General features: G+C 41.1%; 13 protein-coding genes. 10 read left to right on the top strand and 3 right to left on the bottom strand.

All coding sequences use genetic code 11. The features are described 5' to 3' along the window. The first annotated feature begins 11 nt into the window (after positions 1 to 11). A complete protein-coding gene (locus NQ782_RS08330) occupies positions 12 to 1,640 on the top strand; it encodes an NADP-dependent glyceraldehyde-3-phosphate dehydrogenase (RefSeq protein ID WP_001072699.1) in 1,629 nt (542 codons plus the stop codon). A gap of 114 nt (positions 1,641 to 1,754) precedes the next feature. Here the strand turns inward: NQ782_RS08330 and NQ782_RS08325 are convergent, their stop codons facing one another. After that, the gene (locus tag NQ782_RS08325; protein WP_001154159.1) at positions 1,755 to 3,020 is read right to left on the bottom strand and encodes a glutamate-5-semialdehyde dehydrogenase; all 1,266 of its coding nucleotides are present in this window, start codon (positions 3,018 to 3,020) and stop codon (positions 1,755 to 1,757) included. Positions 3,021 to 3,319: 299 nt separating this feature from the next. Between NQ782_RS08325 and NQ782_RS08320 the strand changes: the two genes are divergently transcribed. Continuing rightward, complete coding sequence (locus tag NQ782_RS08320; protein WP_057094191.1) at positions 3,320 to 4,633, top strand: alpha/beta fold hydrolase; 1,314 nt, start codon at positions 3,320 to 3,322, stop codon at positions 4,631 to 4,633. 53 nt (positions 4,634 to 4,686) lie between these two features. Here NQ782_RS08320 and NQ782_RS08315 read toward each other — a convergent pair whose 3' ends face one another. Both NQ782_RS08315 and nagZ read right to left on the bottom strand, forming a co-directional pair. After that, the gene (locus tag NQ782_RS08315) at positions 4,687 to 5,529 is read right to left on the bottom strand and encodes a class I SAM-dependent methyltransferase (RefSeq protein WP_057094189.1); all 843 of its coding nucleotides are present in this window, start codon (positions 5,527 to 5,529) and stop codon (positions 4,687 to 4,689) included. Between the two features lie 84 nt (positions 5,530 to 5,613). After that, positions 5,614 to 6,633: a beta-N-acetylhexosaminidase gene (nagZ, locus tag NQ782_RS08310; RefSeq protein WP_057094187.1), complete on the bottom strand. Its 1,020-nt coding sequence runs from the start codon at positions 6,631 to 6,633 to the stop codon at positions 5,614 to 5,616. A 192-nt stretch (positions 6,634 to 6,825) separates the two neighbouring features. Here nagZ and NQ782_RS08305 point away from each other — a divergent pair, with 192 nt between their 5' ends. The 8 genes from NQ782_RS08305 (at position 6,826) to NQ782_RS08270 (ending at position 14,820) form a co-directional block, all read left to right on the top strand. Next, positions 6,826 to 9,009 (top strand): carboxy terminal-processing peptidase, encoded by a 2,184-nt coding sequence (locus NQ782_RS08305; RefSeq protein ID WP_000776302.1) that lies wholly within the window; start codon positions 6,826 to 6,828, stop codon positions 9,007 to 9,009. Positions 9,010 to 9,147: 138 nt separating this feature from the next. Then, positions 9,148 to 10,446, top strand: coding sequence for a glycosyltransferase family 1 protein (locus NQ782_RS08300; protein ID WP_001991191.1), 1,299 nt, complete (start codon positions 9,148 to 9,150; stop codon positions 10,444 to 10,446). A 24-nt stretch (positions 10,447 to 10,470) separates the two neighbouring features. Then, positions 10,471 to 11,022: a phosphatase PAP2 family protein gene (locus tag NQ782_RS08295; RefSeq protein ID WP_000669565.1), complete on the top strand. Its 552-nt coding sequence runs from the start codon at positions 10,471 to 10,473 to the stop codon at positions 11,020 to 11,022. A gap of 99 nt (positions 11,023 to 11,121) precedes the next feature. Continuing rightward, positions 11,122 to 11,322 carry a Fe-S cluster assembly protein IscX gene (iscX, locus tag NQ782_RS08290; protein WP_000524329.1) on the top strand — a complete coding sequence of 67 codons (201 nt, stop codon included), beginning with the start codon at positions 11,122 to 11,124 and terminating at the stop codon, positions 11,320 to 11,322. Between the two features lie 113 nt (positions 11,323 to 11,435). After that, the gene (ndk, locus tag NQ782_RS08285; RefSeq protein WP_000963851.1) at positions 11,436 to 11,867 is read left to right on the top strand and encodes a nucleoside-diphosphate kinase; all 432 of its coding nucleotides are present in this window, start codon (positions 11,436 to 11,438) and stop codon (positions 11,865 to 11,867) included. Between the two features lie 122 nt (positions 11,868 to 11,989). Then, complete coding sequence (gene rlmN / locus NQ782_RS08280) at positions 11,990 to 13,222, top strand: 23S rRNA (adenine(2503)-C(2))-methyltransferase RlmN (RefSeq protein ID WP_000093084.1); 1,233 nt, start codon at positions 11,990 to 11,992, stop codon at positions 13,220 to 13,222. Between the two features lie 15 nt (positions 13,223 to 13,237). Then, positions 13,238 to 14,038 carry a type IV pilus biogenesis/stability protein PilW gene (pilW, locus tag NQ782_RS08275; RefSeq protein WP_001984465.1) on the top strand — a complete coding sequence of 267 codons (801 nt, stop codon included), beginning with the start codon at positions 13,238 to 13,240 and terminating at the stop codon, positions 14,036 to 14,038. Then, positions 14,029 to 14,820, top strand: a complete 792-nt coding sequence (locus tag NQ782_RS08270; RefSeq protein WP_000405163.1) for a RodZ domain-containing protein — start codon at positions 14,029 to 14,031, stop codon at positions 14,818 to 14,820. Before pilW ends, NQ782_RS08270 begins: the two co-directional genes overlap by 10 nt. The last annotated feature ends 12 nt before the right edge of the window (positions 14,821 to 14,832 follow it).

The following is a 14,832-nucleotide window of genomic DNA, read 5'->3' as shown; positions in this document are numbered from 1 at the left end:
TATTAAGAAGAATGAATCAGTTAAATAATTTGCAGCATAAATTCCCAGTAGTGGACGGTATTCCTGAAAGTGTACGTTTGCCATCTCAAATTCATCAGCGTGTTTCACTCGTGGATGGTGAGTTGAAGTTATGGGCTGGTGCAACCAAGAAAACATTATCTCCAATCTGGATTCAGCAGCCTGACGGTAGCCTAGAGCAAGTTGAACTTGGTAGTTATCCAGTCATGGGTGAGAAAGAAAGCGATGAAGCATTAGAAGCAGCGGTACGAGCTTATAACAATGGTCGTGGCGAATGGCCAATGATGAAGGTTAGTGAGCGTATTGCATGTATGCAAAATTTCATTCAGCGCATGGTAGAGCAACGAGATCTGATTATTAAGCTGATCATGTGGGAAATTGGCAAGAGCTTGGCTGATTCAGAGAAAGAGTTTGATCGTACTATTACCTACATGCGTCAAACCATTGATGCCCTGAAAGATCTGGATAATGCCAACTCCCGCTTTGTAATTGCTGAAGGCACCATTGGTCAAATTCGTCGTACTCCATTAGGTGTTGTGTTGTGTATGGGACCATACAACTACCCGCTAAACGAAACCTTCGCGACCCTGATCCCAGCTATGCTGATGGGTAATACCATTATTTTTAAACCGCCTCAATTTGGAACTTTACTATTTGAACCATTGTTAGAGGCATTTCGTGATTCATTTCCAAAAGGGGTGATCAATACCATTTATGCACCAGGTTCTCTAGTGGTGCCGCATTTGCTGGCATCTGGGCAAATTAATGTACTGGCACTGATTGGTTCTAGTAAAGTAGCTGATCACTTGAAAAAACAACATCCTAAATCTCACCGTCTGCGTGCGATTTTGGGGTTGGATGCTAAGAATGCAGCTATCATTTTGCCAGATGCTGATTTGGACCTGACAGTGAAAGAGTGTCTGTTGGGTGCATTGTCATTCAATGGTCAGCGTTGTACAGCTTTAAAAATGCTGATGGTGCACCGTTCGATAGCCGATGAGTTTGTTAACCGTTTAACGACTGAGCTGGCTAAGTTGAAAGTAGGTATGCCGTGGGAAAAAGGTGTATCTATTACGCCGCTACCAGGTATGCATCGTACAGCCTACATGACTGAAGTGATTGAAGATGCAGTGGCAAAAGGAGCAAAAGTGGTTAATCCGGAAGGTGGTGAATTTTGCAAAACCATGTTCTATCCGGCCGTAGTTTATCCAGTGACTGAGGGGATGAGACTGTATCGCGAAGAACAGTTTGGTCCAGTGGTACCAGTTGCTGTTTATGATGATATTGAAACTGTATTGGATTATGTCACTACTTCTGATCATGGTCAGCAGGTGAGTATTTTTGGTAGTGACCCAGCGCAAATTGGCCATTTAGTAGACACACTCGTACATCAAGTTTGTCGTGTAAATATCAACTGTCAGTGTCAACGTGGTCCTGATGTATTCCCATTTGGTGGTCGTAAAGATTCTGCAGAAGGTACACTTTCTGTGCATGATGCGCTTCGTGCATTCTCGATCCGCTCTATGATTGCGGCTAAACAGACGGATGACAGTAAAGGTATGCTGGCTTCTATGGTGTCTGAGCACTATTCTAAATTTGTGAATACCGACTTTATTTTCTAATTGATCTATGGTTAAAAAACCAGCCTTCGGGCTGGCTTTTTTATGGGAAATAACAAAATAAAAACGCCTGATATGGATCAGGCGTTTTTATTTAAGTAGGAGTAAGTAGGAGGCTTATTGACGAATTTGACCGTCACCTAACACAATCCATTTTTGAGAAGTTAAACCTTCTAAGCCAACAGGGCCGCGTGCATGAATTTTATCTGTTGAGATACCAATTTCAGCACCTAAACCATATTCAAAGCCATCGGCAAAACGAGTTGATGCATTAACTACGACAGAGCTTGAATCTACACGAGCCAAGAACTGACGTGCCAAAGTATAGTTCTCTGTCACAATTGCATCGGTATGATGCGAACCATATTTGTTGATATGGTCAATTGCTTCATCAATACCGCTAACCACTTTAACTGCAAGAATTGGCCCTAAATATTCGGTATACCAATCTTCTTCTGTCGCAGGTTTTACAGTAGTACCCAAAATACGACGTGTTTCTGGGCAACCACGTAACTCAACTTGTTTTTCAGCATAAAGCTCAGCAATGTGTGGTAAGAAAACTTCTGCAATTTTTTCATCAACGAGCAGAGTTTCCATTGCATTACAAACGCCGTAACGATGTGTTTTAGCATTCAAGGTAATTGGTAACGCTTTTTGTAAGTCAGCTTGTGCTTCTACAAACACATGACAGTTACCATCAAGATGCTTAATCACAGGAATGCGAGCTTCGTTGGTTACACGCTCAATTAAGCTTTTACCACCACGTGGAACAATAACATCTACATACTCAGCCATAGTAATGAGATGACCAACCGCTGCGCGGTCAGAAGTTTCAATCACTTGTACTGAGTGCTCAGGTAAACCAGCAACTTTTAAGCCATGCTTCACTGCTTCTGCGATTGCTTTATTTGACTCAAGTGCTTCTGAGCCACCACGTAAAATAATGGCATTGCCCGATTTAATTGCTAAGGATGCAGCTTCAAGTGTGACATTTGGACGTGATTCGTAAATCATACCAACGACACCTAGAGGTACACGCATTTTCCCAATTTGAATGCCTGTGGGGCGATATGCAAGATCCGTAATTTCCCCAATTGGATCGACAAGCGCGATCACATCTTTTAAACCTTGCAACATCCCTTTAAAACGTGCGGGCGTAAGCTCAAGACGATCAAGTAAGGCGCTGTCGAGCTGGTTGCTACGGCCTTTTTCCATGTCGATTTGATTCGCCGCCAAGATAGCTGCTTGGTTGTTTTCCAATGCAGTATAAATAGCAGAGAGTGCATGATTTTTAAGTGAGGTAGAAGCACTTGTTAAGACGCGTGAAGCATCACGTGCTTGTTGCCCAACTTTTTGCATATATTGTTCAATTGAATCTTGCATAGCATTTTTTAATCATTTACCAATGACTACGATAGTAGCAGTCAAATGCGGAACAATGAATGGCTTTTTTTCAAAAATGTGACCGCTATAAAAAAACATTTAAATATTTTGCAAACTATTCGCGGCTTAAACAGGATGAGCGGTCAATTCAGCGATTGCGTATATTTCAGACAATTGTTTAGAATGTTATTGTGCAATACAAACAAATACAAATTTTAAAGATTTGTGCATAAAAGATTACGTGTTCAAGAAGGAACTCTTGCAGCATAAAAAAATTACAGCAAGGAGGAAGCAAGGATATGAATTCCATTATTCAAATGGATTCGGAGATAAACCAAGCTTATGCCGGTTTTGGGTTTTTCGATATCTACCATAGAGATAGTTTTAAACAGCCAGCTCGTACCACATGGATTGACGGTTGGAAAATTGAATACATGGCGATTGCAGACCCACAAACGATTCACAAAACACCGATTGTGATTGTTGGCGGTGCTTTTCAAAATTTTAACTCGTATAAATATTGTGTTGAACAACTATTTGAAAGTGGCCCAGTGATTTTAATCGACTTGCCATCTATGGGCGCAAATCAACAAATTACCAATCGAAATACCGGAATTTCTGCTGGAACATTAGAGCTTCCCGATTTGTCGGAAATGTTAGGACGTTGGCTAGATATCGTCGGAATTCAAAAAGTTTCTGTAATGGGAATGTCGTTGGGTTCAGTTGTTGCTTCTTGTTTTGCTTATCATCGTCCAGATTTGATGGACCGTATGATTTTAATGGGTGTTATGCAAAAGACCCGTAAAAGCTGGCGGATGATTCTGGAAGAGTCGCTCAAACTCATGCAAGAAAATCGTATGGAAGAGTTTGGGCAAGCGGTAATTTTATATTTGGTGAATCATGCCAAATTAGATAAAACGCGTATGTCGCCTACAGCTAAAAAATTATTTTTTAGGCAAATGGCAGAATTTACGGGTACTGAACGAGAGCGTTATGAAATTAACTGTAATCGCCTTTTGCGTTTAACAGATGTACCTATTCCAGAATGTAAGACACTGATCGCAGCAGGGCAGTACGATAGTTTTACTTTACCTCATGAAAATGCCAATTTTGCTTTGCAATGTCCGGATATGGAATTTGCTCTGATTGCTAACGCCGACCATGTGCCGCAGCTCCAGCGCCGTAAAGAAACTATGAGTTTGTTCACTTCATTTTTGAAGGGTGAATCTATCCAAAATCTGGATGGCATTATTCCAATGACGCGTGAGCAAATACAAAACATGGAACGCCGAGGTGAAGAGCGTATACCAGTTCTCCAGCCTAAAACGAAACTGAGCCACCGTGAATGTGAAACAGAGGTGCCAGTGACGATTGTTGACGTGACTTTCTTTGGGATGTATTTGAAGTTAGATGATGTAGCACAGCTTGAGTTTGTAAATGAACACCCACGTGATTTGGCTTTACATTTAGAAGATGAAGAGGGTGCTTTCTCGATTGAGTGTTTAATTTTTGAAGCTACTGAACAAGGAGTCCGTGCCTTATTTAAACATGGTAGCTTTGAGCTTGCTGACCGTTTAAGCCGCTTCATTGCTCGCCAGAAACAAGCAGCTTAACGTTTAATTCTTTTATGATTTGGAAGCCTCAAAACTCACGAGGCTTCCATTTTTTATTTTAATTGAGCATGGATAGTCCAGACTAAGTCGCCTAAATGCTCTTCATCGCTGTCTTTAGAAACTTGTCCAAAGAATATTTGCGGTTGTTCAACGTTAACTTGACTAAAGCCTGCATCTTTAAAAAAGTCTTTCACTTCTAGTGGAGTCTTAAAATGAAAACTAAATGAGCTTCGAGACATAAGTTTAAGTAATTTACTGCTGTTCCAGATAATACTAGCAAGTTTGTTTTTAACGGGTTCAGGATACAGGTCAGTTAAATAATGAAGCTTTTTAGAGGAAGCGCCATAGTGGGCAATGGATTGGAACAGTTGCTTTAATAAGTCTTTATCAAAATAGTTAATTAAACCTTCACTGATTACAACCAGTGGGCGGTTAGAGTCAAAAACTTCAAATGCTTGAGCAAAGGCTTCGGTAAATAAATCGACTGATAAAACTTCAGGTGCATTTTTTTCAATTTGTTGTAGTGCATTTTGTTTTGTTTGAGCCATATCAGGTAAATCAAGCTCTCGATAGCTAATGGAAGGATAATGCTGCCTAAACCACCAACCACGTGGTGATAAACCACAAGCAATTTCAAGCACCTGTAAATCAGGGTTTTCTTGAATTAACTTCTCTAAATCATGATCAAGCATGGTATGGCGCTGTTTAAGCGTCGTGCGCATGCTGCCGCCCACATATTTCTCTGCCCAAGACTCTAATGGGTGAACTAAATATGCCAGTGATTTGCCTTTACTGGTGGCAAGTGCTTCATGTGAGATCCCCATTTGATACCAGATATAGCCTGTATAGTGGGCTGTAAAAGAAATGTGGCGGTGTTTTGAAAGGTGTTGTGTCATTCGTCCTGAACTCGATTTATTGTTTTTGTGTGGTTTGACTGACAATTTTTTAATTATCAGTCAAATATGGTCTTGCACTAGAATTTAGAATGAGTTTTTAAATTCTTCAATGGCTGTTTTGACAGCTTGCCATTCATTTCCAAGCGATAAAGTTTCACCAACTTGGATTTGTGGAATTCGACCACGCATACGTTCTAAACGCTCTTGGTTTGGTAGTTCTAAGTTTGCAATACCTTCAAGTGCTGTACATGCTGCACTACGGTCATTACACACTAACCCCATATCACAGCCTGCTGCCAGAGCCGCTTGAATACGCGCATCTGCACCACCAGCCACACAAGCAGCTTGCATGCTTAAGTCATCGGAGAAAAGTACGCCATTAAACTTCAAGCGATTACGAAGGACTTCTTGAATCCAGAAAGATGAGAAACCAGCCGGATTTGGATCAACCTGATCGTAAATCACATGTGCCGGCATGAGCGCATCTAGCTCAGGCATAAGCTTAATAAAGCTTTGCATGTCATGATTATAAATTTCGTCATAGCTACGGCTATCGATTGCAGCTGCGACATGTGAATCGGCTTTTACCGAACCGTGACCAGGGAAGTGCTTACCGGTATTTGCCATGCCGGCTTTTTTCATACCGCGCATAAATGCACCAGCAAGTGGAGCGATATCTTCGATATTTTTAGAGAAGCCACGGTCACCAATCACATCACTAATCGCATTGAGGTCTAGAACCGGTGCAAAACTAAAATCGATACCGACTGCAAGCACTTCAGTCGCCATTAACCAGCCGCACTGTTCAGCTAATTCAAGTGCTTTTTGAGGTTGAGTTATATAGAGCTCGCCAAAACGGCCCATGGCTGGCAATAATGTAAAGCCAGATTTTAGACGTTGAACGCGACCACCTTCTTGGTCGACAGCAATCAAAATATCTGGGCGAACTTGGCGCATATGGTCGGTTAAAGCACGGACTTGTTGTGGTGATTCAATATTTCGTGCAAATAAAATCATGCCACCGACTTGCGGAGCTTGTAATAGTTCAATATCTTCTTGAGTAAGTTCTGTGCCGGCTATGTCCAGCATCAACGCGCCAATCATATTGGTTCCATTTGAATTTTGATTGAAAAACAATAAGCGAATTTTGCAATGATTTGCTACATTTTGTCAGTACAGAATATGATAAAACTACACGGTATAAACAATTTAGTTGGTTAAGATGTTGAATCTGCTTAGTTCATATCGATAACAGAGCGTGTAAGATACGAACACCCAAGGAAGTATTAAGAATTTATGAAACTTCAAACTATAGCTTGTGCAGTAGCAATCGCGACTGGCGGTTTATTCTTCTCTCATACGATGAACGAAGCAAGAGCAGCAACCAATACTGCTGCTGTTTCTCAATCGATCCAGCCAACGCAAGAGCAAGCCTTGGTGGCTCGTCAACTGGCAACTTTAGTAGACCGCCAACATTATTTAAATATGCGTCTGGATGCGAACACATCTAACCGTATTCTTGATATGTACTTAGACAGTCTTGATCCGGACCACTCATTATTTTTAGACGCTGAAGTTCAAAACTATAAAAAGCTCTATGGTTCAAATTTTGGTGCTTCATTAAAAGCGGGGAATTTAACTGGGCCATTTGCTATTCACCAGCAATATCGTGAGCGCTTAAAACAGTTTTATGAGTTCATGCTTGCTGAGTTGAAGAAACCACAAAACTTAAAACAGCCAAATACTTTTATTGAAGTAGATCGCGAAAAAGCACCGTATTTTAAAACGTCAGCTGAACAGCAAAATCACTGGCGTAAAATGCTGGTTTCTCAGTTAATTAATTTAACAATTAGCCGTGAAGAAGAGCAGGCAAAACAAAAGGCGTTAAAAGAGAACCCTTCACTTGCTGATGGTCAAGATTTAACAGGCCCAGAAGATTTAACGCCAGCTCAGACTTTGACTAAGCGTTATACGCGTCAGCTTGAAAGAATTAGTCGTGTGAAAAGCGACGATGTGTTGGATAAAACATTAAATGCAATGTTGGCAACTTATGATCCGCACAGTAACTATTATCCGCCAATTGATGCGATAGAGCTGAACCGCCAAACAACCTTACAACTTGAAGGTATTGGGGTATCGATTCGCCCAGAACGTGGTAATGAAGATTACACCAAGATTGAAACTATTGTAGAAGGTGGTCCTGCAAGTAAGTCTGGTCAAGTGAAATCAGGAGACCGAATCGTTGGTGTCGCTCAAGAGGGCGGCAAAATGATCGATGTGGTCGGCTGGTCGAGTTCGGAAATTGTTGGGTTGATTCGTGGTAAGCGCGGTACAAAAGTAACGTTGAAGCTTCTTGGTGCTGGTGCATCAATGAGTCAAGCACGCAATGTGACTTTGGTACGTGATGTTATTCAAGAAGAAGATGCCGGTGTTCGTTCACGTACAGTTGAAGTGACACGTGATGGTAAAAAGCATCTATTAGGTGTGATTGAAATTCCGTCGTTCTATTTTGACTATCGTTCACGTCGTGCTGGTCAGCAATATCGCTCAGTTTCTGAAGATACGGCAAATGCTTTTGAGGCATTAAAAGCCAAGAAAGTTGAAGGTATTATTATTGACTTGCGTAATGACCCAGGTGGTTCATTAGAAGAAGTTGCACGTATGCTTGGACAAGTGATTAAGTCAGGTCCAGTTGTGCAAATTCGTGATGGTAATGGCAACGTAAGTGTATTTGAAGACAACGATGGTGGTCAGCAAATCTATACAGGTCCACTCGCTGTATTGGTGAACTTAGCCTCAGCATCTGCAAGTGAAATTTACTCTGCTGCAATTCAAGATTATGAGCGTGGCATTATCATTGGTAGTACAACCACAGGTAAAGGTACAGCTCAGGTCCAACTCGATACTTTGGCATATGGTCAAGCAACCTTAACTCAGCGTAAATTCTACCGTGTAACGGGTGGTAGTACGCAAAACAAAGGTGTAGTGCCAGATATTAAGCTTGTTGATATCTATAACGAAGAGTTTGGTGAGCGTAAATCGAAAAATGCGTTGAAGTGGGATACGATTCCGACTGCACCATTTAAGCGTGAAGGTTCAGTGCAGCCATATGTAGCGAAGCTGTCTCAACTTTCGGAACAACGTGTTGCTGTTGATCCACAGTTTAAGTATTTAAATAAACGTACAGCAATTGCGAAGGTTACGAGTGACCAGAAACAAGTTGTGCTTGATATTGATAAGCGCCGTGCAGAGCTTTTGAGTTTAGAAAAGCAAACTTTAGATGCTGAAAATGAACGTCGTATAGCAACAGGTCAAAAACCTTTCCCTAACTGGGAAAGCTATCAGGCTTCTCTAGATGCTCTAGCTGAATCTCGTGCCAAAATGAAAGCTAATCAACGTCCTGCGTTGCCAGAAGAAGAAACGTTCGTAAATGAAGCTGCGAATGTATTGATGGATTATGCGAAATTGCAGAACCGTTAAGTTCTCTTGTCTGTTTTATGCAAAAGCACGCTGCTCTCAGCGTGCTTTTTTAATTTTTATGTCAGTAAACTGTCATGCATTTATCATCAAAGTGTCAAGAAAGCTGCTTAATCTTTAAGCATGAAAATAAATATACTGATGGATGGCGCTATGCAAGGCTCATACGCGACAGCACTATTAAAACAACAGCAACTTCCTGAAAGCTTCCAATTCTATTTTAAACAAAAACAGCATTTGTCTAATACTCAGGAATTGCACCAACTTCACGAGTTGGTTCGTCCTCGTTTAAAAATTGCGATTGTGACAGAAACATGGCCGCCTGAAATTAATGGTGTAGCACTCTCTTTGTTGCAGTTATGCCAAGGTTTACAGAAACAAGGGCATAAAATTCTACTTGTTCGACCTGAGCAAAAAGCCAAATGTCATGATTTTTTGCCAGAACAAGAATGTCTGGTCATGTCACAAGCGATTCCAAAATATCCAACTTTGCAATTTGGCTGGCCCCAATATTTAAAAGTTTCAAAAGCTTTTGAAAAATTTGTGCCAGATGTCGTACATATTGTGACTGAAGGACCGTTAGGTTTAACAGCCATGCAAGCCGCAAAAGCCAAAGATATTCCGGTCTCTAGCGGTTTTCATTCGCCGTTTCAAGATTTTAGCAGGTTCTTCGATTTGGCCTTTTTGGTGAAGCCGATTCAAAAATACCTTTGCTGGTTCCATAACAATACTCAGGTGACCTGTGTTCCGAGCAAGGACACGGAAGAGGCTTTACGCGGTTTTGGCATTACATGTCCTCTAGTTGTTGTTGGGCGAGGAGTGGATACTACTCGTTTTTCACCAAAACATCGCTCAGAAAGCTTACGCCAGCAATGGGGCGTTGATTCCGATACACGTGTCATGTTGTATGTAGGTCGTTTATCACCGGAAAAAGAAGTCCAGCTGATCGTTGAGAGTTATGCAGCTATGCAAAACATTCAGCAACAGAAAACTAAACTGGTTGTGGTGGGAGATGGCCCGGATCTTGCTCGATTAAAAGCGCTACCTGAAGCGAAAAATGTTATTTTTACGGGTAGTTTGCGCGGGCACGATTTGGCAGTCGCATATGCAAGTGCCGATGTCTTTGTATTTGCAAGCCAAGTTGAAACGTTTGGTAACGTAGTTTTGGAAGCAATGGCGAGCGGTTTGCCAGTTATCGCGTATGATTATGCATGTGCACACCAGTATTTAATACATGGCGTAAACGGTTGGTTAAGCCCACTTGGGCATAAGAACCATTTTATACAACAAATTTATCAGCTTCCTTCAATACAACAACTTAGAGAAATGGGCATACAAGCCTGTCATAAAGTACAGCAAAGCGGTTGGCAACTTCCGGTACAGCAATTAGAACAGGCATTTTATCAGGTAGTGAAGGAACCCTCGGCGGACTTCACCTAAGTATCCTAAAATAGGAGAACAACCATGAAATTTAAGAATGCAAAAATAAAAATACTCGATCTCGATTTACGAGGCTGCTTATATCTCAATAATTTCTCTCATTCACAGCGTGTGGCATTATTCTTTAAAATTATTAGCCGTGCTGGTGACGGACCTTTTTGGTACCTTATGTTGGCAATTGTATGGGGAATGCAGGGCATTACCTATAGCTTGCAAATTATCTATTTGCTACTTGGTGGTTCGGTTGGAACAGCAATTTATAAATTCTTAAAACATAAAACCACGCGTCCACGTCCTTACCAAGTACATCAGGTGATTGTTCTCGGTGAAAGACCACTCGATCACTTTAGTTTTCCATCAGGTCATACGTTACATGCTGTCATGGTGACAATTGTGTTGGGGTATATCCAACCTGTGTTGCTTGCAGCGATGTTGCCGTTCATGGTGCTTGTGGCATTGTCTCGTATGGTACTTGGACTTCACTATCCGAGTGATGTGATTGTGGGCGCACTTATTGGTGCAGCAGTAGCAAGTCTGATTATTTTTGTCGCGCCATTATTGGGCATTGCTTTATAACGAACAGTAATTTTTATCAGCTTAAGCTATCGATTAGGTTTGTGGATTTGCTAAAGTACACAGTTCTTGATTTAGCAGATTAAACAGATAGGAGCCGCTATGGGCTTACGTTGGACAGATACGATTGATATTGCCATTGAATTGTCAGAAGCACATCCAGAAGTTGATCCGCAATGGATTCGTTTTACCGATTTACATGCATGGGTTTGTGCGTTACCAGACTTTAGTGATGACCCAAATAAATCAACCGAAGGATTGCTAGAAGCCATCCAGATGGCTTGGTTGGATGAAGTTCGCTAAAAACAGTAGAAAAAATCGCAACTTTTACACATTCAAAGCTGATTATTGCCTATGACATCGGTATAATGCGGCAAATTTTTTAAAGTTTAAATCTTAAAATAAAGGAGCCACTCATGGCAATTGAACGTACTTTGTCTATCGTAAAGCCAGATGCTGTGTCTAAAAACCACATCGGTGAAATTTTTGCTCGTTTCGAAAAAGCGGGTTTAAAAATTGTTGCGACTAAAATGAAACACCTTTCTCAAGCTGATGCTGAAGGTTTCTATGCAGAGCACAAAGAACGCGGTTTCTTTGGTGACTTAGTTGCATTCATGACTTCTGGTCCAGTTGTTGTATCTGTTCTTGAAGGTGAAAACGCAGTTCTTGCTCACCGTGAAATCTTAGGTGCTACAAACCCTAAAGAAGCGGCTCCTGGTACTATCCGTGCTGATTTCGCTGTAAGCATCGATGAAAATGCTGCTCACGGTTCTGACTCAGTTGCTTCTGCAGAGCGTGAAATTGCTTACTTCTTTGCTGACAACGAGATCTGCCCACGCACTCGTTAATCGAAAGCATTCAAACCAGATAAGTGGTATACTACTTATCTGGTTTTTTTATTCTCTCAAGAGCATATTGTTTGATTCTTGAACAATATATTCTTTTTTTGACATGGTTTAGGTAAATACACATGAGTTCTGCAGTGGTCGTTTCATCTGAAAATCTTGATGGACAGCAGCAATCTTCGTCCACGCCAGCATCGCCTGCTGCCGAAAAAGTGAATTTACTCGGCATGTCACGTGCTGAATTAGAAAAATTCTTTGAAGATATTGGTGAGAAAAAGTTTCGTGCCGGTCAGGTTATGAAATGGATTCATCAATACTTTGTTACTGATTTTGCTGAAATGACTAATATTTCAGGCAAATTGCGTGCAAAGCTTGAACAAATTTGTGAAATTAAAGCTCCTGAAGTGGTACACCGTCATTATTCAAAAGACGGAACACGTAAATGGGTGTTTCGCGTAGGTGAAGGTTCTGGCTCTTTAGTAGAAACTGTATTAATTCCTGCCGAAGATAAAACAGGTTCACGCAAAACTTTGTGTATTTCTTCACAAGTGGGCTGTGCATTGGACTGCTCATTTTGTTCAACAGGTAAGCAAGGTTTTCAGCGCGATTTAACGCCGGATGAAATTATTGGGCAACTTTGGATGGCAAACTATTCCTATATGGAAGAAGTGCCTGTTGCTGAGCGCGAGCGTTCAGTGACCAATGTCGTGATGATGGGTATGGGTGAGCCATTGCTCAACTACGATGCCGTATTAAGCTCAATGCACATTATGCTCGATGACTTTGCTTATGGTATGTCAAAACGTCGTGTGACTTTGTCAACGTCAGGTGTTGTGCCAAAAATTGATCAACTTGCAAAAGATATTGATGTTGCTTTAGCAATTTCCCTACATGCGCCAAATGATGAATTGCGTAATGAACTTGTGCCTATTAATAAAAAATATCCATTGGCTCAGTTGATTGCGGCATGTCAGCGTTATATTGCTAAAGATGGTAATGAAAGTGCGCGTAAACATGTGACCATTGAATATGTCATGTTAGAAGGTGTGAACGACCAACCTGAACATGCACAGCAGTTGCTTAAATTACTTAAAAACTTACCAAGTAAAATTAACTTGATTCCATTTAATCCGTTCCCTCATGCGCCATATGGACGCTCAAGTCGAAATCGTATCATCTCTTTCCAAAAAACTTTGTCTGATGCAGGATTTGTGTGTACGATTCGTCAAACACGTGGCGATGATATTGATGCCGCATGTGGACAATTGGTCGGCCAAGTTGCTGACCGTACGCGTCGTGCTGAGCAGTGGCAAAAGAAAGTGGCTCAACGACAAGAGATTTTACGTACACAAGGATAATATTGAGGGCAGACTTTGAGTACTCCGAAGTTGAAGATCATGTTATGTATGGGGGTTGCTGTTGCACTTTTGGCAAGTGGTTGTCAGACTTCGCAAACGGTTAAAAAGGACCCGGAAAAAGCAGTAAAAGTGCGTACGCAGCTTGCTGCCGAATACATTCGTTCTGGTGACTTGGATTCTGCAAAGCGTTCTCTTGACCAAGCGTTAAGTGTCGATAGTCGTGATGCAACGGCAAATATGATGATGGGTATTTTATTGCAACAAGAAGGCAGTAAATCCAATTTAGAAAAAGCAGAACATTACTTTAAGCGTGCAATTTCGTCTGAACCAGACAATGCTCAGGCACGTAATAATTATGGTACGTATTTGTACCAAATGGAGCGTTATAATGATGCTATTGAGCAATTTCGTATTGCTGGTGCAACATTAGGCTATGATCAACGTTACCAGGCTTTAGAAAATCTGGGGCGAATTTATTTAAAACTAGGCGATATTGCGAGTGCTGAAAAAACATTCAAACAAGCACTTCTTGCTAACCGCGACTCTTATATTTCAATGTTAGAGTTAGCAGAAATTTTTTATTTGCAGCAGCAGATTCCGGCTGCTACACAAATGTATGAACAATATGTTCGTACAGTGGGGCAGAAAAATCAGGGTGCACGCGCACTTTGGATTGGTTTAAGAGTGGCTCGAGCCAATGCGGATAAAATGGGAATGCAAGTTTTAGTAAACCAGTTACGTGCTTTATTCCCGGAAAGTCCAGAATATCAACGTTATTTGCAATTACAGTATAGTACTGAGGCCGTATGGAAATAAATCCTAATTCACAGCAGCCAACTGGCTCAAGCTTACCGACTTCTGCTTTAGGAAATATTCAACGTCCTGGTGAGTATTTACGTCAAATTCGTGTTTCTCAGAAAAAAGAATTAGAGCAAGTATCTTCAGATTTAAATATGCCGCTGAAAACGCTCAATGCGTTAGAGCAAGACGACTATAAATCTTTGCCAGAAGCGACTTTTATCAAAGGCTATTATCGTTCTTATGCGAAGTATTTAAATACTGATGCAACTGCAATTATCCAGCGTTTTGATGAGATTTATGCAAACGATACTGGGCTTTTGCCAAATCATGCTTTAAACAACTCACCAATTAAAATCATGGGTAAATTACCGGGTTCTAATAGTGATCGTAACAAAAAATGGTTAAAGCGCGCACTGCTTGCAATTTTGATTATTGCTGTTGTGTCATTAATTGTGATGGGTGTCCAAAAATGGACCTCAAACAAAGAAGATGCTGAGCTGCCAAAAGCAAATCAGTCTAATGTTGAAGTTTTACCTATGAAAGGGAACACCTCTGCAACAGTGGGTGACCAATTGGTGTTAAACTTTAACCGTCCAACTTCTGTTCATATTGTAGATGCAACAGGGAAGGTTTTAGCGACGGGTCGTCAGGCATCGACTTTAACCTTAAATGGTGAGTCTCCATTCCAGATTCGTCTTGATGATGCAACGGCTGTGTCATTAAGTCTAAACCAAGAACAGATTTCATTGTCTCCATATACGGTAAACGGTAAAGCTGAATTCCGTTTATCCCGCTAATACCATGAGTTG

It is taken from the genome of Acinetobacter sp. BD54 (assembly GCF_044778325.1).
GTDB classification, from domain to species: domain Bacteria; phylum Pseudomonadota; class Gammaproteobacteria; order Pseudomonadales; family Moraxellaceae; genus Acinetobacter; species Acinetobacter baumannii.
The sequence above is the reverse complement of the archived record's forward strand: the minus strand, read 5'-3'. Positions and strand labels throughout refer to the sequence as shown.